The sequence below is a fragment of the Nocardia sp. bgisy118 genome (genome assembly GCF_057708605.1).
In genome coordinates, this window is sequence record NZ_JBYISM010000013.1 from 96,711 (window position 1) to 118,952 (window position 22,242).

The window sequence follows — 22,242 nt, forward strand, 5'->3', positions numbered from 1 at the left end:
AATGAATATCGTTATCGAACTACCGCACCCGGTCGGTCAGGCACGCCCCCGCGGGATCTCCGCGCCCACCTGCGCCCAGCGGCCCGACAGTGTCCGCCAGACGACCGCCGCCAAGCGCAGCACCATGAACGCGACCAAGCCGGACCAGATGCCCGCGAGCCCCCAGTCGAAGACGAGCGAGAGCCAGATGGCGGGCAGGAACCCGGCCAGCGCGGCGCCGAGCGTAGCGGTCCGCAGGAACGCCGCGTCACCGGCGCCGAGCAGCACGCCATCGAGCGCGAAGACCACACCGGCGACCGGAATGATCCCCACGAAGTACCACCACGCCACGTGGGTGCGATCAAGCACGGCCGGGTCGTCGGTGAACAGCGTCGGGACGACCGCGTACCCGGCCGCGAACGCAGCGGACAGCGCGAGCGCGAAGACCTCCGACCACCGCGTGACGCGCCGCGCGAGCCGCCGCGCCCCCACGGCGTTGCCGCTGCCGAGCGCCGCACCCACCAGGGTCTGCGCGGCGATGGCCAGCGAGTCCAGGGTCAGCGCAAGGAAATTCCACAGCTGAAGGACCAGCTGGTGCGCCGCGACGGAGGCCGCCCCGAACCGCGAAGCCACGGCCGCCGCCGATACGAAGCAAGCTTGAAAAGCCAGGCTGCGCAGGATCAGGTCGCGGCCGAGCACCAACTGGGCGCGCATCACCGACCAGTGCGGAACCAGCGAAACCCGTTCCCGCATCAGGGCGCCGAGAAACAGCACGGCCGTCACCGCCTGCCCGGCGAGGTTCGCCACCGCCGAGCCGGGCAGCCCCAGCGGCGGCGCGCCTAGCAGTCCGTGCACGAGCATCGGACACAGGACGGCAGAAAGCGCAAGACCGGCAACCACATACAGCAGCGGACGGCGGGTCTCCTGGACACCGCGCAACCACCCGTTGCCCGCCATGGCGATCAGAATGAGCGGCACGCCGAACAGCGCGATCCGCACCCACGGCAGCGCCTCGGCGGCGATGTCCCCGCCGCCCGCGATCGCCTCGGTCAGCGGAACGGCGAACGCCTGCACCGTGATCAGGATCAGCAGACCGACCAGGACCGCCAGCCAGGTGGCCTGCACGCCCTCGGCCACCGCACCACGCTCGTCACCGGCGCCGTGCCTGCGCGCCGCCCGAGCGGTCGTCCCGTAGGACAGAAAGGTCAGCTGGGTGCTCACCTGCGCGAGAATCAATCCCCCGACGGCAAGTCCGGCCAGCGCCAGCGCGCCGAGCCTGCCGACCACCGCCAGATCGAACAGCAGATAGAGCGGTTCGGCGACCAGGACGCCCAGCGTGGGCAGCGCGAGCCCGAGTATGCGCCGCGGCCCGGCCTCAGCGGGATCGGCGCCGCTACCGACCGGATCCGCGCGGACTTCCTCGGCGTCGCCGACATCCTGTCTGCTCATCCGCTATCCCAGCGCGGCGAGCAGCGCCCGCACCACATCCTCCGGGCGTCCGTCGGTGGTGTACCCGGCCGCGTAACGATGGCCACCGCCACCGAGCGCGGTCGCCACCTCGGCGACGTCGACGCCGTCCCGCGCGCCGGGCCCGGAGTCCCGCGACCGCAGCGACACCGTCCAGCGGCCGTCGACGGTGCGCGACTCCTTGAACACCGCAGCCACCCCGGCCTCCGCCGTGGTGCGGACGATATCGATGACGCTCTCGACCTCCTCCGAGCGCACCCCCGTCGCGTCGTCGCGGCGCACGAACACATACGCCAATCCGGTGCCGCCGCGCGCCCCCGGCTCCAACCGGGCGGTGCCGAGGACCCGCGAGAGCATCGGCAGCCAGTCGAACGGATGCGTGTCCAGCAACGTGCGCGCGATCTCCGCACCGTCGATCCCGGTGGCCAGCAGCCGTTCGGCCAGTCGATGGGTGCCCGGCTGCACCCAGCGGAACGAGCCGGTGTCGGTGACCAGGCCCGCGTACAGGCAGTGCGCCACCTCGGGATCGATCGGAACGCCCCAGGCGTCGAGCAGCCGGGCGATCAGGCTGGTCGTGGACTCGGCGCCGGGGTCGACCACGTTGATCGCGCCGAAGCTGGTGTTCGAGCGGTGATGGTCGACCACCAGAGTCGTCGCGGCGCCGGACAATCGGTCGGCCAGCGCGCCGAGCCGACCCGCGCTGCCGCAGTCCACCGCGACGAGCAGGTCCACCTCGCGCGGCACCTCCGCGGGCGCGACCAGATGCTCGATCCCGGGCAGCGAGCGCATGGAGGCAGGCAGTTCGGCCGGCTCGGCGAACGAAACCCACACCGGGATGCCGCGCCGATGCAGCACGAGTGCCAGTGCCAGGCCGCTGCCGATGGTGTCGGCGTCGGGTTGCACGTGACACAGGATGGTGACCGATCCGGCGGCCGTCAGTGCCACGACGGCCGCGTCGAGCTCGGCCGCGTTACCGCTCGTCGTCATCCGCGCCCGCGCGTCACTCGGCGCTGTCGCGCTCGACCTTGTACGGGTCTGAGTCGCCCGCGTGGGTGGCGTTGGCGGCCGTCCTGGCCACCGCGTCGTCGGAGGCCCTGGCGCGGGCGAGCAACTCCTCCATCTCACGCGCGGCGTCGGGCACCTTGTCCAGTACGAAGGCCAGCGTCGGTGTGAACTTCACCCCGGTCCCCGCCCCCACCTTGGAACGCAGCACCCCCGTGGCCTTCTGCAGACCGGAGGCCGCGGACGCGTAATCCGGTTCGGCGTCGAGGGTTTCACCCATCACCGTGTAGTACACCGTGGCCTCGCGCAGATCACCGGTGACCTTCGCGTCGGTGATCGTCACGAAACGCAGCCGCGGATCCTTCACCTCGTATTCGATCGCGGTCGCCACGATCGAGGAAATCCGCTTCGCGAGTCGGCGTGCCCTGGCTTGATCCACCATGGCCGTTTCCTCCTCACTGTTGTCAGTATTCGGTTGGCGTCGCGGCCCTAGTCCTCGGGCCCGAAGATCCGGCGGCGTACTGCCAGCAACTGTAGCTCCGGACGCGCCGCGACGTGCCTTTCACATTTGTCGAGCACTTCGGTCAGGTGATCCATGCCGGCGCTGACCATGGCCACCCCCAGCAACGAGCGCCGGTACCGATCGTGTTCCCCGCCCTCGGCCGCGCTCACACCGAAGCGTTGCAGCTCGGCGATCACCGGCCGGATGACCGACCGCTTCTCCTTCAACGAATGCACGTCGCCGAGCAGGATGTCGAATTCCAGTGCACCTAGGTACACCCACACACCTTCCAGTGTCGAAGGCCGAACCGAACACCGCACCTCGCGCCCGGCGCCCCGCCGTACGGGCGGGGCCTCGGACACAGGTGCGGTGTTCGCTAGTTCGGACCGATCAGTCGCGCGGCTTCTCGCGCAGCTCGTACGCCTCGATGACGTCGCCCTCCTTGATATCGGAGTAGGTCAGCGTCATACCGCATTCGAAGCCCTCGCGGACCTCGGTCGCGTCGTCCTTCTCGCGCTTCAGCGAGGAGATCGTCACGGTCTCGGCGATCACCACGTTGTCGCGGAGCAGACGCGCCTTGGCATTGCGCTTGACCGACCCGGAGGTGACCATGCAGCCCGCGATGTTGCCGACCTTCGACGAGCGGAAGATGGCCCTGATCTCGGCGCGACCCAGCTCGACCTCTTCGTAGATCGGCTTGAGCATGCCCTTGAGGGCCTTCTCGATCTCGTCGATGGCCTGGTAGATCACCGAGTAGTACCGGATGTCCACGCCTTCGCGGTTGGCCAGCTCGGTCGCCTTGCCCTCGGCGCGCACGTTGAACCCGATGATGATCGCGTTCGACGCCGAGGCCAGGTTGACGTTGGTCTCGGTGACGCCACCGACACCGCGGTCGATGACCCGCAGGCGCACCTCGTCGCCGACCTCGATACCCATGAGGGCCTCTTCGAGGGCCTCGACGGTACCGGAGTTGTCGCCCTTGAGGATCAGGTTCAGCTCCGAAGTCTCCTTCAGCGCGGCATCCAGATCTTCCAGGCTGATGCGCTTGCGGCTGCGCGCGGCCAGCGCGTTGCGCTTGCGCGCATTGCGACGGTCGGCGATCTGGCGAGCGATGCGGTCCTCGTCGACGACGAGCAGGTTGTCACCCGCGCCCGGCACCGACGTGAAGCCGACGACCTGGACGGGCCGCGACGGCAGCGCCGCATCGACGTCGTCGCCGTGCTCGTCGACCATCCGGCGCACGCGACCGTAGGCGTCGCCCGCCACGATCGAGTCGCCGACGCGCAGCGTGCCGCGCTGGATCAGCACGGTCGCCACCGGGCCGCGGCCGCGGTCGAGGTGCGCCTCGATGGCGACACCCTGGGCGTCCATGTCCGGGTTGGCGCGCAGGTCGAGGGCGGCGTCCGCGGTGAGCAGGACCGCCTCGAGCAGTGCTTCGATGTTGGTGCCCTGCTTGGCGGAGATGTCGACGAACATCGTGTCGCCGCCGTACTCCTCGGCCACCAGGTTGTACTCGGTCAGCTGCTGCCGGATCTTCTCCGGGTTCGCGCCTTCCTTGTCGATCTTGTTGACCGCCACCACGATCGGCACGTCGGCCGCCTGCGCGTGGTTGATCGCCTCCACCGTCTGCGGCATGACGCCGTCGTCGGCGGCGACCACCAGGATCGCGATGTCGGTGGCCTTCGCACCGCGGGCACGCATGGCGGTGAACGCCTCGTGACCCGGGGTGTCGATGAAGGTGATCAGGCGGTCGTCGTCGCCGAGGTGGGTCATCACCTGGTAGGCGCCGATGTGCTGGGTGATACCGCCCGCTTCGCCCTCACGGACGTTGGCCTTGCGGATCGTGTCCAGCAGTCGGGTCTTACCGTGGTCGACGTGACCCATGACGGTCACCACCGGCGGGCGGACCTGCAGGTCCGTCTCGTCGCCCTCGTCCTCGCCGTAGGTGAGGTCGAAGCTCTCCAGCAGCTCGCGGTCCTCGTCCTCGGGGCTGACCACGTGCACGACGTAGTTCATCTCGCTGCCGAGCAGCTCGAGGGTCTCGTCGTTCACCGACTGGGTCGCGGTGACCATCTCGCCGAGGTTGAACAGCGCCTGGACCAAGGCGGCCGGGTTCGCGTCGATCTTCTCCGCGAAGTCCGACAGCGACGCGCCGCGGGCGAGCCGGATGATCTCGCCGTTGCCGCGCGGCAGCCGCACGCCGCCGACGGCGGGCGCCTGCATGCTCTCGTACTCGGCGCGCTTCGCCCGCTTCGACTTACGGCCACGACGCGGCGCGCCACCGGGACGACCGAACGCGCCTGCCGCACCGCCACGGCCACCGGGACCGCCGGGACGACCGCCGCCGCCACCACCGGGGCGACCACGGAAACCACCGGCCGCGGGAGCGCCTGCGCCCGCACCGGGTGCACCGGTACCGCCGCCACCGCCGCCGCGGTAGCCGCCGCCACCGCCGCCCGGACGACCGGCGCCACCGGCGCCGCCACCCGGACGACCGGGACGACCGGCACCGGCGCCGCCCGGACCCGGACGCGCCGAACGCTGCGGCATGGCACCGGGATTCGGACGCGGCGGCATCGAGCCGGGGCTCGGACGCGGACCACCCGGACGGGGGCCGCCACCCTGAGCGGCTGCCGGACGCGGACCACCCTGACCGGGACCAGGACGCGGACCGCCCTGAGCCGGACCGGGACGCGGGCCACCCTGGGCCGGACCCGGACGCGGGCCACCCTGCGGGCCGGGACGCGGACCACCCGGGGTCGGGCCGGGACGCGGACCGTGACCGGGGGCCGGACGCGGGGCGCGCTCGGGCGCGGGCGTCGACGAGTAGGGATTGTTACCGACACGCGGGGTCTTCGGACCGGGCTTCGGACCACCGGGACGCGGACCACCCTGCGCGGACGCGCCGGGGCGCTGCTGCTGGCCGGGACGCGGACCACCTGGAGTGGGGCGCGGACCGGACGGCGCGGGCGCGGGCGCGGCCTTGGCGGCGGGCGCCGATTCCTGCGCGGGCGTCGCGGGGCCGGGCTTCACGGCCGGACCGGGGCGCACACCGTCACCGGGACGGGCGGTGGCCGGGCTGGGCGCCGCGGCGGCCGGGGAAGCGGCCGGGGACGACGCGGCGGCCTGCGCCGGAGCCGGGGTACGTGGGCCGGGGCGCGGACCGCCCGCGGCGGGCTTCGCGGCCGGTCGAGCCGACGAAGCGGGCCCGGGGCGAGCCCCGGACTTGGAGTCTGCCGCCGGCGCGGACTTCGCCGCCAACGACTCGCGCAGCCGACGCGCGACGGGCGCTTCCACCGTCGAGGACGCCGACTTCACGAACTCGCCCTGCTCCTTGAGCGTTGCGAGTAGTTCTTTACTCGTGACACCGAGTTCTTTTGCCAACTCGTGCACGCGGGCCTTGCCTGCCACTGCTCTCCTCACTGAGAGGTCGAGCAGTGCCACCGTTTCAGGGGACGGCGGCCCGCACGACCTCGGGTTATCTCCGATGGACGTTCATCGTTGGTACTTCACGGTGTGCTCATGAGTGCTCGTGCCTGTTCTCGAGGTAATGCTCCAGGGCTGAGATATCCAGATGTCCGGACACTCGTAGTGCTCTGCCGAATGCTCGGCGCCGTTCTGCAGTGCTCAGACAAGACGAAAGGGGGTGCAACCAGGCACCCCTCCCGGGAAGTCTGCGCCGCGGATCGGGAACGATCACGACGATACGGGATCCGTCTCCGGCGTCCCGATCTTGTGCCACGATCCGCAACAGATCGACGGCCAACTCGCGCTTCCGGCATCCGATACACGTACGCACCGGAACCGATCGCCGCGCGGGCGCGGGGTGTTGCTCGGTGGTGCGTTCGGGCGAAGGTGCCGAAGGCTCGTGCTGAACCTTGGACCACTGTACCGCTGCCCGGCCCCGAACGCCGAACCCCTCCCCCGCGGAAGTTACCAACATGTCATCCCCGGGGCGGGATTCCCTGTTCGCGGTGTGAGCTCCGCTCAACTGCGATGCGCCTCCGTCCGCACGCCACCGCCCACGTCGGGGGCCGCGTCGCTGCGGATATCGATGCGCCACCCGGTCAGACGCGCGGCCAGGCGGGCATTCTGCCCCTCCTTGCCGATCGCGAGCGAGAGCTGGAAATCGGGCACGACGACCCGGGCCGCGCGCGCGTCGGCGTCCACGATAGTGACGGAAACCACTTTCGACGGCGACAGCGCGTTGCCGACGAAGGCGGCCGGATCCTCGGCGTAATCGATGATGTCGATCTTCTCGCCCGCCAGTTCGCTCATCACATTGCGCACACGCTGACCCATCGGGCCGATACACGCGCCCTTGGCGTTGACGCCGGGCACGGTGGAGCGCACCGCGATCTTGGAGCGGTGCCCGGCCTCGCGAGCCACCGCGACGATCTCGACCGAGCCGTCGGCGATCTCGGGGACCTCCAGCGCGAACAATCGGCGCACCAGGTTCGGGTGGGTGCGCGACAAGGTGATCTGCGGTCCGCGCGGGCCGCGGGAGACACCGACCACGTAGCACTTGATGCGGTCGCCGTGTTCGTAGGTCTCGCCGGGCACCTGCTCGGCGGGCGGGATCAGGCCCTCGGTGCCGTGCAGTTCGCTGCCGATGCGGACCACCACCGTGCCGCGGGCGTTGGCGCGCGCGTCGCGCTGCACCACGCCGCCGACGATGTCGCCCTCGTGGGTGGAGAACTCGCCGAAGGACTTCTCGTTCTCCGCGTCGCGCAACCGCTGCAGCACCACCTGGCGCGCGGTGGTCGCCGCGATCCGGCCGAAACCCTCTGGGGTGTCGTCCCATTCGGAGATCACGTTGCCGTCGGCGTCGAGTTCGCGGGCCATCACCCGCACCACGCCGGTCTTCTGGTTGATGTCGATACGCGCGTTGGGCTGGTGGCCCTCGGTGTGCCGATACGCGGTCAGCAGCGCCGACTCGATCGCGGAGATCACCGTCTCGATCGAGATCCCCTTGTCGGCCACGATCGCGCGCAGGGCTTCGATTTCGATGTTCATTCCACGATCCCTTCGGTCGAATCGGACGCTGTTACAGGTAATGCTTCGGTGTTTCCTCGGACATCTGCGGCATCGTCGACCGCGAGGGCATCGTCGTCGTGCCCTGGCCTCGGCCGACCTGGCGCCACTCCGCCCGCCAGCTCCAGCTCCCGCGCGCCGGGCGGGGAGAACTCGACCTGGACGACGGCGTCGGCGATATCGGCCAGCGGCACGTGCACCCGGTGCGGATTGCGCTTGCCGCCGAACACCAGCGCCACCGAATCCTGCCCCAGCGCGCCCACCCGCGCCTCGAACCGCGCCGAGCCGCCCGGTTCCGGTGGCTCGGCCCCCGGTCTCAGCGTGACGCGCACCTTGCGGCCCTGCGCGCGGCGCCAGTGCCGGTCGGCGGTGAGGGGGCGGTCGATGCCGGGCGTCGACACTTCGAGCAGGTAGGGCGTCTCACCGAAATCGCCCGCGTCGTCGAGCAGCAGCGAGAGGTCCGAACTGAGGGTGGCGATGGTGTCGAGGTCGGCGGTACCGTCGCTGTCGACGGTGACCTTGACTTTGGCTTGCGCGTCCGCGTGCCCGGCTGCCGTCGAGATATCGACGCCCTCGAGGTCGAATCCCCGGCGTTCGACGAGTCCAGCAACGAGCTGGCTCACCCTTTCCTCGGTCGGCATCGGCATGTGGGGCGGCTCCTGGTTCAGTTGTGACGCGGTCGGAATTTTCTGTACCGAAGGTCTAGCGTAACGCGCCACGAGAGTGTAAAGGACCATCGGCCCGCGGCAAGCGTCCCGGGTCCCCGGCGCGCGCAGCGGGTCGCGCGGGCCGCCCTCGGGATGGTCGGAGCGGTCGGACCGGTCTGGCACGATAGTGCCGTGCCCCTCCGCCTCCCCGCCCCGCCACGAGCCGGGCGCACCTTCGGCAGCCGGGTCGACCGGCACACCTCCCAGGACACCGTCGCGCACCGTGTCCCGCTGGTCGACCGCCGCACCGCGTTGCGGCTCGCGGGCGGCGGCACGGTCGGCGCACTCGCGCTCGGCGCCGCCGCGGGCTGCGCGGACGAGCCCGTACACGAGCCCGATCCGCTTGCCGCACAAGAGGTCATGGCCCGCACCGACGCCGCCGCGGCCACCGCGGCGATCGCGCTCGCCCCGCAGCGGCAGACCGCGTTGAGCACGATCGCGATCGAACGCACCGCGCACGCGGACGCGTTGCGCGCGGAAATCGCCCGCGTGGTCGGCGTCTACGGCGACGGGACCACCCCGGCCCGCAAGACCAAAGACCTGGCCGCACCGTTCGCCGCGAGCACGACCGGCCCCGAGGCGACAGGTACGGCCGTGCCACCGATCTCGCCGCCGAGCGTCGACCAGTTGCGCGAGCAGCTCGCCCGCTCGCGCAAGTCCGCGGCCGATCTCGCCGTGACGCAGTCCGCCTACCGCGCGGGTCTGCTCGCCTCGATCAGCGCGGCCTGCGCCGTCCACGCGGGGGTGCTGCTGGCATGACCGACGCCGAACGCCAGGCCCTGCTCGGCGCGCTCGCCGCCGAATACGCCGCGGTCTATGCCTACGGTGTGATCGCGGCCTTCGCCTCGCCCGACCGCGACCGCCTCATCGCCGAGAACACCGCCGCGCACCGAGCCCGCCGCGACACCACCGTCGACGCGCTCCGTGCGGCGGGGACGACCGCGCCGCCGCCCGAACCCGCGTACACCATCCCGTTCCCGGTGGACGATCCCGTGGCCGCCGCCCGGCTGGCCGTCACCGTCGAGAACGACACCGCCGTCGCCTGGCGCGCGGTGGTCGAGCACGGCGAATCCGGGGAGGCGCGCCGGACCGGAATCGACGGGCTGACCGAATGCGCGCTGCGCGCGGCCGCCTGGCAGGCGATCCTCGGCGCGACCCCGCCGACCGCCGCTTTCCCCGGCAAGCCATGAGCCGAGCGGCGCTCTCGACAGGTTCCACGCCGAACGCCGACCCCGGCGAGTAGCGCCACGCTCGGTAAGTCACCCGCCGCAACGCAATCCCGGCAAGCCTCGTGCACCGTCGAGCCTCGCGCCGCACACATCCGCGCCGAGCGCCTCGGGCGGACAGATCCGGACCGGTGCGACGCGGCCGAAATCGGGTACGGCCGAGACGAACTCGGCCGTACCCGGCTCACTCAGGGACGCATCTCGTACGCGCCGTCGTAGGACGCCACCTGCGCCCACACCCGGTCGAAGCGTTCCCGGTCCACGCTCGGGGTGCGCAGCGCAGCCACGGCCCACTCACGCTGCGCCGAGGTAGCCGACGCCTTGCCGTACAGCGTGGTGGCGTGCGTGTTGAAGTCGCGGATCTGGAAGTCGAAGATCTGGTCGAGCACGTCGCGGTCCAGACCCGTGATCGCGGCCTGCTCCAGGATCAGCTGGCCGTACACCACCAGCGAGAAGAGGTGGCCGATGGTGAGCATGAAGTCCAGGTCCTGCTGCTGTGCCTCGTCGGGAGCCGCGGTGGCGAGCAGCTCACGCAGCGCCTTGGCCTGCTCGTAGAAGCGCGCCACGTTCGCGACGTCGGAGTGCTTCTCGTACACCGGGTTCCAGTCCGCGAACTGCACCCGGCCCGCGCCGCGGGCCGGGCCCTGCCGCCAGAAGAACTCGTCGTCGGCCGCGTCCAGGCGGGTGCCGACCTCGGGGTAGTCCTTGGCGTTGAACAGGTAGTTGGGCAGGAACTTGAGGATCTGGCCGACGTTCACGTGCACCGTGCCCTCGAGCCGGGGCAGGGTGTTGATCAGGCGCTGCACCTCGTTGAAGTAGGTGTTCTTCTCGAATCCCTTGGCCGCGAGCACATCCAGCAGCAGGGTCATGACCACCTCGCCCTCGGAGGTGACCTTCGACTTGGTCATCGGGTTGAACAGCAGGTAGCGCCGGTCGTCCAGGCTCGCGGTGCGGAAGTAGTCGACGGCCCGGTCGCTGAACAGCTTCATCGCGACGATGCGGGAGTAGGCGTCCACGAAATTGCCGCGCACATGCGGGAAGTCGGTGACGTGCTTGCCGTAGAGGACGCGGTTGTTGGCGTGCGTGATGGCCTCGTAGAAGGAGTGCTCCACCATGCCGATGCCGCCGTGGCAGAGGTTGAACTTGCCGACGTTGACGGTGTTCAGCGCCGCGGAGAACGCCTCGGGCCCGGTGTGCAGGATGTCCTCGGCGCGCACCGGGTAGTTCTCCAGCCGGAACGTGCTCACGTACATCTGCTCGGCCACGACGTTGTCGATGAGGTGATAGTTCTCGTGGCGGCTGTCCGCGGCGAACCAGATGTAGCCGTCCGCACCCTCGATGTCGCCGCGGCGGGAGAACACCGAGACCATGCTGGCCACGTTGCCGTTGCCGATGTAGTACTTGACGCCGTTGGCGCGGAACAGGATTCCGGCCTCGGCGTCGGCGCTGCCCGGCTCGGTCGGCGTGAGCACCATGTCGGTGTTGTAGATGTCGGCGCCGTGCGACTGCTCGGACAGACCGAAGGCCATCACCTGCCCGTCGGCTAGGTCGGCGGCCGCGCGGCGCTTGGCCGCCTCGTTGTCGCTCTGCCAGATCGGCCCGAGGCCGAGGATGGTCACCTGCTCGGCGTACCAGTAGGCCAGGCCGTAGAAGCCGAAGATCTCCGAGAGCGCGGCGTTGCGCGCGGCGTCCCAGCGGCGGTTCGAATCGCCGTCGGCGTAGGCCGCGGGGGTCAGGAACGTCGCGAAGAGCTTCTCCTTCGCGACGAACTCGAGGAAGTCGGCGGTGAACACGGCGCTCTGGTCGTCGGCTAGCAGTTGCCGCTTGCCGCGGCTCTCGAACCACTCGATGGTGGCCTTCAGCAACCGCCGGGTCTCCGCGTCGAAGTGCTGCGGATCGTAGGTGGCCGGGTTGAACAACAACGCCTCGGTGCTTGTCATGGCGGTTAACTTACCAGCGGGTAACAGCAGCGTGTGGCGGGTCTGCCGGTTCTGCGATCAGCAAATTCAGCCTACGGAAGCGTAAGGAGAAAGTGACTGCCCCACCTTCTCACGCGCAAGGCATCGGAGCCCGGATACCGAGTCGACGAGAGCAGCGCGCGGACGCCCACTCGACATGCGCCAAGCGTTGGAGCGCGCGTCGCCGTGCGCCCTCGACGGTCTCGGTCGAAAACGGCCGCCGCCCCGGTCCCTGTGCGGGACCGGGGCGGCGAACGAGAATCTCGGAGCGGATCAGCCGCGAATCTTCGCGACCACCGTTTCGACGGCGGAGGCGGCCGGAATCTCCTCGGCCTCGCCGGTGAAGCGGTTACGCAACTCCACCTTGCCCTCGGCCCAGCCGCGCCCGATGACGAGAACCCAAGGCATGCCGAGGAGTTCGGCGTCCTTGAACTTCACGCCCGGCGAAGCGGTGCGATCGTCGAAGAGCACGTCCAGCCCCTGGGTGTGCAGACCGGACACCACGTCCTCGGCGCCCGCGCGGGCCGCCTCGTCCTTGTTGGCGATGACCACGTGCACGTCGAACGGCGCGATCTCCGCGGGCCAGCGCAGGCCCTTCTCGTCGTGCTGCTGTTCGGCGACCACCGCGACCATGCGGGACACGCCGACGCCGTAGGAGCCCATGATCAACCGCACCGGCTTGCCGTTCTCGCCGAGCACATCGACCTCGAAGGCGTCGGTGTACTTGTAGCCGAGCTGGAAGATGTGCCCGATCTCGATGCCACGCGCCGACACCAGCGTGCCGCGCCCGTCGGGCGAGGGGTCGCCGTCGCGGACTTCAGCGGCCTCGACGGTGCCGTCCGGGGTGAAGTCGCGGCCCGCCATCAGGCCGACCACGTGCTTGCCCTCGCTGTCCGCGCCGGTGATCCACGAGGTACCCGCGACCACCCTGGGGTCGACCAGGTAGCGGATGCCGTTCTCCTGCAACGCCTTCGGCCCGATGTAGCCCTTCACCAGGAACGGGTTGGCGGCGAAGTCGGCCTCGGTGATCAACTCGACCTCGGCGGGCTCGACCGACGCGCCGAGGCGCTTGTCGTCGACCTCGCGGTCGCCGGGGATGCCGATGCCGACGATCTCGGTCTTGCCGTCCGGGAGGCGCAGCTTGACCATCACGTTCTTCAGGGTGTCGGCCGCGGTGACCGGCCTGCCGTACTGCTCGCCGATGCCCGCGGCGTTGGCCCAGTCCACCAGCGTGGCGATGGTGGGGGTGCCGGGCGTCTCGTGCACGACGGCCGCGGGCTTGCCCTCGATCGGCTGCGCTTCGGGAGCGGGCGTGACCACGGCCTCCACGTTGGCCGCGTAGCCGGACTCGCGGCAGATCACGTAGGTGTCCTCACCGACCGGGCTGTCGGCCAGGAACTCCTCCGAGGCGCTGCCGCCCATCGCGCCCGAGGTGGCCGCCACGATCACGTACTGCACACCGAGCCGGTCGAAGATGCGCTGATAGGCCTCGCGATGGGCGCTGTAGCTGTTCTTCAGGCCGTCCTCGTCGAGGTCGAAGGAGTAGGAGTCCTTCATGACGAACTCGCGCCCGCGCAGGATGCCTGCGCGCGGCCGCTCCTCGTCGCGGTACTTGGTCTGGATCTGGTACAGCGTGACCGGCAGATCCTTGTACGAGTTGTACTCGCCCTTCACGGTGAGCGCGAACAACTCCTCGTGGGTGGGGCCGAGCAGGTAGTCAGCGCCCTTGCGGTCCTGCAGCCGGAACAGGCCGTCGCCGTATTCGGTCCACCGGTTGGTGGTCTCGTACGGGTCGCGCGGCAGCAGCGCGGGTAGCGAGATCTCCTGCGCGCCGATGGCGTTCATCTCTTCCCGGACGACGTCCTCGATCTTGCGCAGCACCTTCAGACCCAGCGGCAGCCACGAGTACACGCCGGGGGCGACGCGGCGGACGTATCCGGCGCGCACGAGCAGTTTGTGACTGGGCACCTCGGCGTCGGCGGGGTCGTCGCGCAGGGTACGCAGGAAGAGGTGGGAGAGGCGGGTGATCACGGGTGCACAGCGTAGTCGCCGGCCACGAGGCGTCCGCAACGCGTTATCCATTTCGGCCTGCGGCGGAGCAGGGCCAAGATCACTCCACGCCACCGCCTCCGGCCCTGACCGGCTCGCGCGGTGCCCAACTCTGCACGAGCCGGGGGCCTACATGGTCACGCTGCGCTACCGCCTCCGGCCCTGACCGGCTCGCGCGGTGCCCAACTCTGCACGAGCCGGGGGCCTACATGGTCACGCTGCGCTACCGCCTCCGGCCCTGACCGGCTCGCGCCGGTACGGTATCGCTTCGTGCTGGTGCTGCTCCCTCCCTCCGAAACCAAGTCCGACGGCGGCGCTGGTCTGCCCCTCGACCTGGACGCACTCGCGATGCCGCAGCTCACGCCGGTGCGGCACAAGCTGGCGACCGAACTGGGGCGGCTGGCCGCCGATGCGGACGCCTCCCGCGCGGCGCTCGGGCTCGGCAAGGGCGCCGACGCCGAGATCGCCAGGAACGCGGCGCTGCGCACGGCCCCGACCCGCCCCGCGCTGGAGCGCTACACCGGCGTCCTCTACGACGCGCTCGACGCGAAGTCGTTCACCAAGGCGCAGCGCGCCAAGGCGTACGCGCGGCTCGGCATCGGCTCCGCGCTGTTCGGCGCGGTGCGCGCGGGCGACCCGATCCCCGCCTACCGGCTCTCCGGCGGCTCCAAGCTGCCGGGTCTGCCCACCCTCTCGGCGGTCTGGCGCGACGTCCTGCCCGAGGCCCTGCTGGCCGAGGCCGCGGGCGACCTCGTCGTCGATCTGCGCTCGGGCACCTACCAGCAACTCGGCCGCGTCCCCGGCGCCATCACCGCCAACGTGCTCACCGAGCACCCCGACGGCACCCGCACCGTGGTGAGTCATTTCAACAAGCACCACAAGGGCCTGCTGGCCCGCGCGCTCGTCCTCACCCGCGCCGAACCGGCCGACATCCGCGCCGTGGCCCGGGTCGCGGAGAAGGCCGGACTGCGCACCGAAATCGCCTCCCCCACCGAACTTCTCATCATCACCTGAGCCCGCCACCGCCCGGATCTGCCGGGGCCCGAGCAATCGGTGCGAGCCCACACCCCGGCCGACCGGCGACCCGGCAGCGCCGTGCCTCCGAGTGTTACGCCGCCATCAGTGATTTCGTTCTGCGCGGCAAGCGGAAGCTTCGCAAACCTTCTGTTCGCCTCGCAGAGGCCACAGCGTCTGCGAGGCGTGGAAAGGGCCTGCGTATCGGAAGGCACACTCAGCCAGGCGGCTCTGCGCGCAATTGGCACGAGCCGACACCCGGTTGGAACGACGGGTCTGTCAGCGCTGGGCGGCAGCGAGGGCCGTGCGGATCGTTTCGACCGGGGCGGGCGCAGGGTCGTGTTCCCAGAAAGGGGTGCCCGCGGCGTAGGGGGTGCCGTACACCGGGGTGTTCACTTCCGAGCGCCAGCTTTCGCGCAATGGACCGGCGTCGACGGTGTCGTAGCCGAGCGCGTCGAGCAGTTGCGCGACAGCGGCTTTCGCCTCGACGTCGTCGCCCGCGATCGGCAGGGCGGAGCGGTCGCCGGAACCGGCCGGGCGGGCCAGCGCGCCCAGGTGTGCGAACAAGATGTTGTTGAACGCCTTGACCACCTTGGACGTCGGCAGATGCTTTTGCAGGAGTTCGCTCGAGGTCGCTTCGCCTGCATCGAGGTCGGGGATATTGCCGTCGCGGGCCGGGGCGTAGTTGTTGGTGTCGATCACGACCTTGCCCGCCAACGGCTCCACCGGCACCTCCCGGTAGTTCTTCAACGGCATCGTGACCACCACGATGTCGCTCGCCGCGGCCGCATCCGCCGCGGTGGCCGCCCGCGCCCGCGGCCCGAGTTCGGCCACCAGATCCGCCAGCGTCTCCGGCCCCCGCGAGTTGCTCAGCACCACGTCCAGCCCAGCGTCCACCGCCAATCGCGCGACAGTGCCGCCGACATGCCCGCTACCGATCAATCCAATCGTCGTCATGCCGACATGAAACCATCTGCGCCCCAACACTGTTCCGCACCCCGGGCGCCACCTGGCCCGCACTCTCCGCGCAACACCTACGAGGCGTGCGGACGCTCCGCGCCACCAGGATGAGGCCCAGCACAGCGGCTCGGCCCGAATGGCGAGCGCACCAGCGCTGAGCGGCGCAGCAAGGTCGAGTGCGCAGACCTTCCATACGCCTCACAGAGACTAGATCGTCTGTGAGGATTGTGAACGGCCTGCGCATCCGGGGTACGCCCAGCGAGGCGGCGCGCAACACCAGCGCGAAATAGCTCGGTTCGAGGCTAGGCCGAGCTCAACACGGCAACCACGGCTCGGTAGTGCAGACACCGCAGATCAGCGACACATAGCCCGCACACTCCGCACAGAGGCGTAGCGCCTGCGCGGAGTGCGAAGGGTGTGTGCCGAAAGGCTCAGCGCAGCGGCTCGGCCGATGGCGAGCCCGATGCAGCGGAGCGGAACGGCAAGGCTGGGCGCGCACACCTTCCACACCCCACGCCGAGACCACAGGGGCTGCGAGGCGTGCGCACGGGGCGCTCAGCGAGGCTGCTCACCGCGTCAGTCCAGCGCGCGACAGCTCGGCACGAGGGCTCGACCGAGGTCGACACGGCGATCACGGCGCGGTTGCACAAGCACAGCAGCTCGGCGATGCATAGCCCGCGCACTCAGCACAGAGGCACAGCGCCTGCGAGCCGCGCAAACGGTATGCGTCACGTGGGTGCGTTCAGCGGGGCGGCTCGGCCAATGCGGCGAGTTCGCGGCGGAGGTTGGCGCGGGCGGTGGATTCGTAGCGGTGCCGGGCGATTTCGGTGTGGAACAGGCGCGGCTGGCGGGCCAGGGCCTCGAGGACTGCGGTGCGGCCCGCGCGGTACAGATCGTCGGGTACGTGGGCGTATTCGGCGCGGACCGCGGCGGTGTACGCGGCGTAGCCGGGTTCGTCGGCGGCGAGCACCGCGAGATCGGCGTCGCAGAGCACCCCGCCGTTGCGGTCGTCGTGTGCGGGGTCATGGGTGGTCGTGAGACGCACCAGGCGTGCCACTTCGCGGACGAGTTCGGTTGGCGCGCCGAGCTTCTCGAGGACTGCCTCGGCCAGTTCGGCGCTACGCTCCTCGTTGTCGGCGCGGTCGACGGCGTAGACGGCGTCGTGGAAGAACGCCGCATACCGCACCGCAGTCGCGTCATCGGCCTGGTCGGCCAGCTCATCGATCACGCGGAGCATGGCCGCCAAGTGCTCGACGGTGTGATAGCGCCGATGCGGCTCGCCGTAGCGGCGCACCAGGTCGGCTCCGACAGGCTCGGCCGCGGGCCCGGCCAATGCCGTCCAGCGCTCCAGCAGCTCCCGCTCCACCTTCGAGGACATCGGTCCAGTCTTCTCGACCGCGCGGCCGCCGACAACGCCTCCGGTCAGTGGAATTCGCCACCGCGGCACACCTGACCACCACCGCGGTGGCGAACTGCACCGCGGGAATCGTGTCGGCGACCGCTCGTGTGTCGCGATGGCTCGGGCCTTCCGCTATGCGCAGAGTGTGTGGGCTACATGTCGCCGAGCTGCTGTGCTTGTGCTATCTGCTGTGTTGAGCTCCGCACGACAAATCCCACCGTGGCGCGCGCAAGGAAAATGGGATGCGGCTCCCGCCGGGGCGCCGGTACCGTTGCCGCAGCGACGACGGGGGGTTACCGAAATCTGGCGTCGCGGACGACGAATCGAGCGACCGGCGGCCGAGTACAGGAGTCGCGGCGCGACGGGGAGGACGAATGACCAAGCTGAATCAGATCATCGCGGTGGAGAAGGGCGTGAAGAGCGGCGCGCTGCGCGAGCTCGCCGAGACCCAGAACCTGCTGCAGAAGCCGACGCTGCTGGCCGGCATCTCGCGCGTCTACCAGCCGAAGGACGAAGAGGGCGAACAGCTTCCGCCGGAGTCGACGCGCGTCCAGGTGAAGTCGGAGGAGGTGCTGCGGCAGACCGCCGCCACGCTGACCCGGCTGTTCGACGTGACCGCGACCAAGGACTGGGCGAACCGCACCGCCGCGGCCGATGTGGTGGTGGACGGAGAGACGCTGCTGGACGACGTCCCGGTGCCGTACCTGCTGTTCCTGGAGAAGCAGCTCGCTGATCTGCTGGCCTTCGTGAAGCGGCTCCCGGTGCTCGACGCCGCCGAGGCCTGGGCGTTCGACGATTCCTCCGACGCCTGGCGCACCGAGCAGGTGCGCACCATCCGCACCAAGAAGGTGCCGCGCAACCACGTGAAGGCCGAGGCCACCGACAAGCACCCGGCCCAGGTCGAGGTGTACTACGAGGACATCGCCGTCGGCTACTGGACGACGGTGAAGTTCTCCGGCGCGCTGCCTGCGCGGCGGGTCAACGAGGTGGTCGGCCGGATCGAGAAGCTGGCGCAGGCGGTGAAGTTCGCTCGCGAGGAGGCCAACGCCGCCGAGGTCACCGATCGCAAGACCGGCAAGGTGGTCTTCGATTACCTGTTCCGCTGATGCCCCACGAACTCCCCCGCGCCGCGGGGGATGCGCGAAGAGCGCAAGCTCAACCTGAAGATCAGCCTGAAGCCACGGACCGGCCGCCGAGCGGGCGAGCCGTGGCACAAGCTCAGACTATCGCTCCAGATTGAGTATTCGCCGCCGACGACCGGGTCTCGAGGAGCGGACGCGATGCGACGAGGTGCGGGTTCAAAACCCGCTCTCCGCGCCCATGCGGAGGTGGTCCAAACGTAGGACGCGTCGCGGTGAGAGTGATCCGATCCCACCGATACCGGTAGGCGACATGGGCGGCACACCGAGACCCGGGGGCGGGCAAAGGCCCCCGGGTCTTCCATGTTTCGGCCCGAAGCCGTTCCTGGACAAGCGAATACCGCGAAGGATGCAATTCGGACGAGGAGCGAGGACACGCCGGGAATGCGCGGATGCGTCCAGGTGTTCCACCGGGACATGACCGGTACAGCTGTGCTCTCCGATGACCTGAAGAAGTACCTCGACGAGTCGAACGTGTTCGCCACCGTGGCGACCGTCGGCGCGAACGGGCAACCGCATCTCACCGTGATCTGGCTGAAGCGCGACGGCGACGACCTGCTGTTCTCCACCACGGTGGAGCGTCAGCAGGCCAAGAACCTCGCCAAGGACCCGCGGGTGACCCTGCTGATCAACCCGCCCGAGAACCCCTACGTCTACGCCGAGATCCGCGGCACCGCGACCCTGACGCCGGATCCGGACAAGACCCTGCCCAACGAGCTCTCGCTCGAGTACACCGGCCAGCTGTACGCCGACTTCAACCCGGCCTCGGTGCACGACGCCGCCCGGGTCATCGTCCGGGTCACCCCGCGCAAGGTCGCCGGGCGGTTCTGAAGCGCGGCGCTCAGGCTCGCTGCGCCTCTTCCTGGGCGTGGTGGGCCTGCGCGATCTGCTGCGGCGTGAAGCGCAGCGTCAGGGCGATCAGCCCGATCAGCACCGCGACGCCCGCGCAGACCGCGAGCACGAGCGTGTACCCGCTGCCGAGCGCGTCGATCTCCGCCGAGGTCATGCCCGAGACATTGCCGGTCTTGCCGCCCAGCGACAGCGTGCGCGACACCGCGATCGGGGTCAGCACGCCGATCGCCAGCGGCGTGCCCAGGTTCATGAACATCTGCCCGACCGCGGCGAGCGGGCCGATGTCGTTGGGCGGCACGCCGACCAGCACGCACAGCGGCGCCACCACCATCGCGATGCCGACGCCGAAACCGATGACGATCAGCAGGATCAGCAGCGTCGGCAGGTACGTCACGTCGCGGTCGAGCGTCGAACCGAACAGCAGGCCGAGGGCGAGCACCACGGCCGCACCCGCGAGCAGCCAGCGCGGCGCGACCATCATCGCCAGTTTCGAGGCCAGCGCGCCGCCGATGCCGATGCCGACGGTGAACGGGATCGACGCGACACCCGCCTCCAGCGGACCGTAGCCGATGACGTTCTGCAGGAACTGCGCGACGAAGTACGTCATCGCGCCGAGCACGCCGCCCGCGAGCAGGATCAGCAGGAAGGTGGTGACGCGGTCACGGCTGCCGAACAGCGACCACGGCAGCAGCGGGTCGTCGACATTGCGTTCGGCGAGCACGAACACCACGAGCAACACCAGGCCGCCGATCAGCGAGCCGATGATGGCCGGGCTGGTCCAGCCCATCGCCGGTCCTTCGGTGGCCCCGAAGACGATGGCGGCGCAGGCAAGGGTGCCGAGCACGGCGCCGCGCACGTCGAGGGCGACGCGGTGGTGCCCGGTGTCGGCCAGGCAGTAGACCGCGCCGAGCACGATGAGCAGGCCGATCGGCACATTGATCAGGAAGATCCAGCGCCAGGACAGCTGCGTCAGCGCGCCGCCGACCACGAGTCCGCCGACCGAGCCGATGCCGACCATGGACCCGACGATCGCGATCGCCTGGTTCCGCGCTTTACCCGGCGCGAAAGTCGTTGCCACCAGGGCCAATGCGGCGGGCGCCGCGACCGCGGCCCCGGCGCCCTGCACCGCGCGGGAGGCGATCAGCATCGCGGGTCCCTGGGCGAGGCCGCACGCCAGCGAGGCCAGCGTGAAGAGGGCGACGCCGTAGATCAGCATGCGTTTGCGGCCGAACGCGTCGCCGAGCCTGCCGCCGAGCAGCATGAGCCCGGCGAAGGTGAGGCCGTAGGAGGTGACCGTCCACGCACTGCCCGCGCTGGTCAGTCCCATCTGATCTTGCAGCCGCGGCAGCGCGAAGATCACCACCGTGCCGTCGAGCACGACCATGAGTTGCAGCCCGCTCAAAACTAGGATCGCGAGCCCGAAGGCCCGCTGCGTCACCGGGTACTGCATCGTCGCAGCGGGATTCTGGAGCACAGGGAGTCACTGTAATTGATAGCCGAAGTGCTCCGTTCCCACGGGCGTGACCGGATGAAGCCCCCGACAGCGCCCCGCGCCGCCGACTTCCTCGCCGGACGAAGCCCGTCGGCAACCCCGCGCACGGTCGGAGCGAACGCGGAGTACGCACGACGGGCGCGGCCGGACGAGATCCGTCGACAACCCCGGTACACCTGTTTCGCGGCCTGTCAGAGCTCCGCGGAGAATCCGGCGGTCGGGCCGATCACCACGATCGCGGGCGGGCGGATGCCTTCCTCGCGGACACGCGCGGCCACGGTGCCGAGGTCGGCGCGCAGCACTCGCTGGGTGCGCAACGTGCCCTCTTGGATGACGGTCGCCGGGGTGTCGGCGGGACGTCCGCCGTCCAGCAGTGCGGTGGCGAACTGCTGGATCCGCTCCACCGCCATCATCAGCACGAGCGTGCCGCGCAGCCGGGCCAGCGCGGGCCAGTCCACCAGCGAATCCGGGTGATCCGGCGCGACGTGCCCGCTGACCACGACGAACTCGTGCGTGACGCCGCGGTGGGTCACCGGGATGCCGGCGGCGGCGGGCACCGAGATGGGACTGGTGACGCCGGGGACGACGGTCACCGGAATACCCGCCTCGACGCAGGCCTCCAGCTCCTCGTAGCCGCGACCGAATACGTACGGGTCACCGCCCTTGAGCCGCACCACGAACTTGCCCGCCTTCGCGCCCTCGATGAGCGCGGCGTTGATCGCCTCCTGCGCCATCGCGCGGCCGTACGGGATCTTGGCCGCGTCGACCACCTCGACGTCTGGTCCCAGCTCGGCCAGCAGTTCCGGGGGCGCGAGACGGTCGGCGACCACCAGGTTCGCCCGAGCCAGCAGTCGGCGCCCGCGCACGGTGATCAGATCGGGATCGCCGGGTCCGCCGCCGACCAGCGCGACACCGGGGGTCATCGGCGACGAATCATCGCTCACCACACCGGATTGCAGCGCTTCCAGCAGCGCGTTGCGCACCGCGGCCGAGCGGCGGTGCTGCCCGCTGGCCAGCACACCGAGGGTGAGGCCGTCGTAGCGGGCCGTGGCCGGGGTGACCGCGGTGCCGAGCCGGGCGACATCGGCGCGCACGCAGAAGACGCAGCGCCGGTTGGCTTCCTCGACGACGGCGGCGTTGGTCTCGGGTTCGTCGGTGCAGGCGATCGCGTACCAGGCGCCCTCCAGATCGCCGTCGGAATAGGCGCGCAGCGTGACGGTGAGTTGCCCGGAGGTGGCCATCCCCTCGACCGCCGGGGTGACCTCACGGCTGATGACGTGCACGTCCGCGCCCGAGGCGATGAGCAGGCCGAGCCTGCGCTGGGCCACCGTTCCGCCGCCGATCACGACGACGCGGCGGCCGTTCAGATCGAGCCCCACCAGGTAGTTCGGATCGCCCGCAGGCTGGGCGGCGGCGTGGGATTCCACCTGTTCCTCGGTGTTGTCAGACGTGTTCGGCACAG

General features: G+C 70.2%; 19 protein-coding genes. 5 read left to right on the forward strand and 14 right to left on the reverse strand.

All coding sequences use genetic code 11. From position 1 onward, the window contains the following. Positions 1–36: 36 nt before the first annotated feature. The 8 genes from AC3EO7_RS18055 to rimP form a co-directional block, all read right to left on the reverse strand. A complete protein-coding gene (locus AC3EO7_RS18055; protein WP_435591821.1) occupies positions 37–1,428 on the reverse strand; it encodes an MATE family efflux transporter in 1,392 nt (463 codons plus the stop codon). 3 nt (positions 1,429–1,431) lie between these two features. Next, a complete protein-coding gene (locus AC3EO7_RS18060) occupies positions 1,432–2,433 on the reverse strand; it encodes a DHH family phosphoesterase (protein WP_435591822.1) in 1,002 nt (333 codons plus the stop codon). Between the two features lie 13 nt (positions 2,434–2,446). Then, positions 2,447–2,890, reverse strand: a complete 444-nt coding sequence (rbfA, locus tag AC3EO7_RS18065; protein WP_435591823.1) for a 30S ribosome-binding factor RbfA — start codon at positions 2,888–2,890, stop codon at positions 2,447–2,449. Between the two features lie 47 nt (positions 2,891–2,937). Further along, positions 2,938–3,228, reverse strand: coding sequence for a DUF503 domain-containing protein (locus tag AC3EO7_RS18070; protein WP_068062976.1), 291 nt, complete (start codon positions 3,226–3,228; stop codon positions 2,938–2,940). Positions 3,229–3,340: 112 nt separating this feature from the next. Beyond that, entirely contained in the window at positions 3,341–6,361 is a 3,021-nt protein-coding gene (gene infB / locus AC3EO7_RS18075; protein ID WP_431969289.1) for a translation initiation factor IF-2, read from the reverse strand. Positions 6,362–6,470: 109 nt separating this feature from the next. After that, positions 6,471–6,749, reverse strand: coding sequence for a YlxR family protein (locus AC3EO7_RS18080; RefSeq protein ID WP_431969291.1), 279 nt, complete (start codon positions 6,747–6,749; stop codon positions 6,471–6,473). Between the two features lie 188 nt (positions 6,750–6,937). Then, positions 6,938–7,966: a transcription termination factor NusA gene (gene nusA, locus AC3EO7_RS18085; protein ID WP_068069413.1), complete on the reverse strand. Its 1,029-nt coding sequence runs from the start codon at positions 7,964–7,966 to the stop codon at positions 6,938–6,940. Continuing rightward, entirely contained in the window at positions 7,963–8,631 is a 669-nt protein-coding gene (rimP, locus tag AC3EO7_RS18090) for a ribosome maturation factor RimP (RefSeq protein WP_431969293.1), read from the reverse strand. The genes nusA and rimP overlap by 4 nt, the downstream gene beginning before the upstream one ends. Positions 8,632–8,922: 291 nt before the next feature. On the opposite strand from rimP, the gene AC3EO7_RS18095 reads away from it, so the two are divergent. Together AC3EO7_RS18095 and AC3EO7_RS18100 are read left to right on the forward strand one after the other, a co-directional pair. Continuing rightward, a complete protein-coding gene (locus AC3EO7_RS18095; protein WP_431969539.1) occupies positions 8,923–9,450 on the forward strand; it encodes a hypothetical protein in 528 nt (175 codons plus the stop codon). Beyond that, positions 9,447–9,881 (forward strand): ferritin-like domain-containing protein, encoded by a 435-nt coding sequence (locus tag AC3EO7_RS18100; protein ID WP_431969295.1) that lies wholly within the window; start codon positions 9,447–9,449, stop codon positions 9,879–9,881. Before AC3EO7_RS18095 ends, AC3EO7_RS18100 begins: the two co-directional genes overlap by 4 nt. 224 nt (positions 9,882–10,105) lie before the next feature. On the opposite strand, the gene AC3EO7_RS18105 is transcribed toward AC3EO7_RS18100, so the two are convergent. Both AC3EO7_RS18105 and AC3EO7_RS18110 read right to left on the reverse strand, forming a co-directional pair. Further along, positions 10,106–11,857 (reverse strand): acyl-CoA dehydrogenase family protein, encoded by a 1,752-nt coding sequence (locus AC3EO7_RS18105; RefSeq protein WP_431969297.1) that lies wholly within the window; start codon positions 11,855–11,857, stop codon positions 10,106–10,108. Positions 11,858–12,148: 291 nt separating this feature from the next. After that, entirely contained in the window at positions 12,149–13,906 is a 1,758-nt protein-coding gene (locus AC3EO7_RS18110; RefSeq protein ID WP_431969299.1) for a proline--tRNA ligase, read from the reverse strand. A gap of 288 nt (positions 13,907–14,194) precedes the next feature. Here AC3EO7_RS18110 and yaaA point away from each other — a divergent pair, with 288 nt between their 5' ends. Continuing rightward, positions 14,195–14,938: a peroxide stress protein YaaA gene (gene yaaA / locus AC3EO7_RS18115; RefSeq protein WP_431969301.1), complete on the forward strand. Its 744-nt coding sequence runs from the start codon at positions 14,195–14,197 to the stop codon at positions 14,936–14,938. Positions 14,939–15,217: 279 nt separating this feature from the next. On the opposite strand, the gene AC3EO7_RS18120 is transcribed toward yaaA, so the two are convergent. Both AC3EO7_RS18120 and AC3EO7_RS18125 read right to left on the reverse strand, forming a co-directional pair. Beyond that, entirely contained in the window at positions 15,218–15,895 is a 678-nt protein-coding gene (locus AC3EO7_RS18120; protein WP_435591824.1) for an NADPH-dependent F420 reductase, read from the reverse strand. 745 nt (positions 15,896–16,640) lie between these two features. Next, positions 16,641–17,276: an HD domain-containing protein gene (locus AC3EO7_RS18125; protein ID WP_431969305.1), complete on the reverse strand. Its 636-nt coding sequence runs from the start codon at positions 17,274–17,276 to the stop codon at positions 16,641–16,643. Between the two features lie 395 nt (positions 17,277–17,671). On the opposite strand from AC3EO7_RS18125, the gene AC3EO7_RS18130 reads away from it, so the two are divergent. After that, on the forward strand, positions 17,672–18,403 hold the full coding sequence (locus tag AC3EO7_RS18130; RefSeq protein WP_435591825.1) for a DUF7873 family protein: 732 nt from the start codon (positions 17,672–17,674) through the stop codon (positions 18,401–18,403). Positions 18,404–18,853: 450 nt separating this feature from the next. Next, on the forward strand, positions 18,854–19,267 hold the full coding sequence (locus AC3EO7_RS18135) for a PPOX class F420-dependent oxidoreductase (protein ID WP_431969309.1): 414 nt from the start codon (positions 18,854–18,856) through the stop codon (positions 19,265–19,267). A 10-nt stretch (positions 19,268–19,277) separates the two neighbouring features. Here AC3EO7_RS18135 and AC3EO7_RS18140 read toward each other — a convergent pair whose 3' ends face one another. Continuing rightward, a complete protein-coding gene (locus AC3EO7_RS18140; protein ID WP_431969540.1) occupies positions 19,278–20,738 on the reverse strand; it encodes an MFS transporter in 1,461 nt (486 codons plus the stop codon). A 233-nt stretch (positions 20,739–20,971) separates the two neighbouring features. Next, entirely contained in the window at positions 20,972–22,207 is a 1,236-nt protein-coding gene (gene cobA / locus AC3EO7_RS18145) for a uroporphyrinogen-III C-methyltransferase (protein WP_435591886.1), read from the reverse strand. Between the last annotated feature and the right edge of the window lie 35 nt (positions 22,208–22,242).

Excerpts from the sequence above, each read along its gene's own strand:
- AC3EO7_RS18055 (WP_435591821.1), bottom strand. The coding sequence starts at position 1,428 with ATGAGCAGACAGGATGTCGGCGACGCCGAGGAAGTCCGCGCGGATCCG.
- AC3EO7_RS18060 (WP_435591822.1), bottom strand. The coding sequence starts at position 2,433 with ATGACGACGAGCGGTAACGCGGCCGAGCTCGACGCGGCCGTCGTGGCA.
- rbfA (WP_435591823.1), bottom strand. The coding sequence starts at position 2,890 with ATGGTGGATCAAGCCAGGGCACGCCGACTCGCGAAGCGGATTTCCTCG.
- nusA (WP_068069413.1), bottom strand. The coding sequence starts at position 7,966 with ATGAACATCGAAATCGAAGCCCTGCGCGCGATCGTGGCCGACAAGGGG.
- rimP (WP_431969293.1), bottom strand. The coding sequence starts at position 8,631 with ATGCCGATGCCGACCGAGGAAAGGGTGAGCCAGCTCGTTGCTGGACTC.
- AC3EO7_RS18100 (WP_431969295.1), top strand. The coding sequence starts at position 9,447 with ATGACCGACGCCGAACGCCAGGCCCTGCTCGGCGCGCTCGCCGCCGAA.
- AC3EO7_RS18105 (WP_431969297.1), bottom strand. The coding sequence starts at position 11,857 with ATGACAAGCACCGAGGCGTTGTTGTTCAACCCGGCCACCTACGATCCG.
- AC3EO7_RS18120 (WP_435591824.1), bottom strand. The coding sequence starts at position 15,895 with ATGACGACGATTGGATTGATCGGTAGCGGGCATGTCGGCGGCACTGTC.
- AC3EO7_RS18125 (WP_431969305.1), bottom strand. The coding sequence starts at position 17,276 with ATGTCCTCGAAGGTGGAGCGGGAGCTGCTGGAGCGCTGGACGGCATTG.
- AC3EO7_RS18130 (WP_435591825.1), top strand. The coding sequence starts at position 17,672 with ATGACCAAGCTGAATCAGATCATCGCGGTGGAGAAGGGCGTGAAGAGC.
- AC3EO7_RS18135 (WP_431969309.1), top strand. The coding sequence starts at position 18,854 with ATGACCGGTACAGCTGTGCTCTCCGATGACCTGAAGAAGTACCTCGAC.
- AC3EO7_RS18140 (WP_431969540.1), bottom strand. The coding sequence starts at position 20,738 with ATGCAGTACCCGGTGACGCAGCGGGCCTTCGGGCTCGCGATCCTAGTT.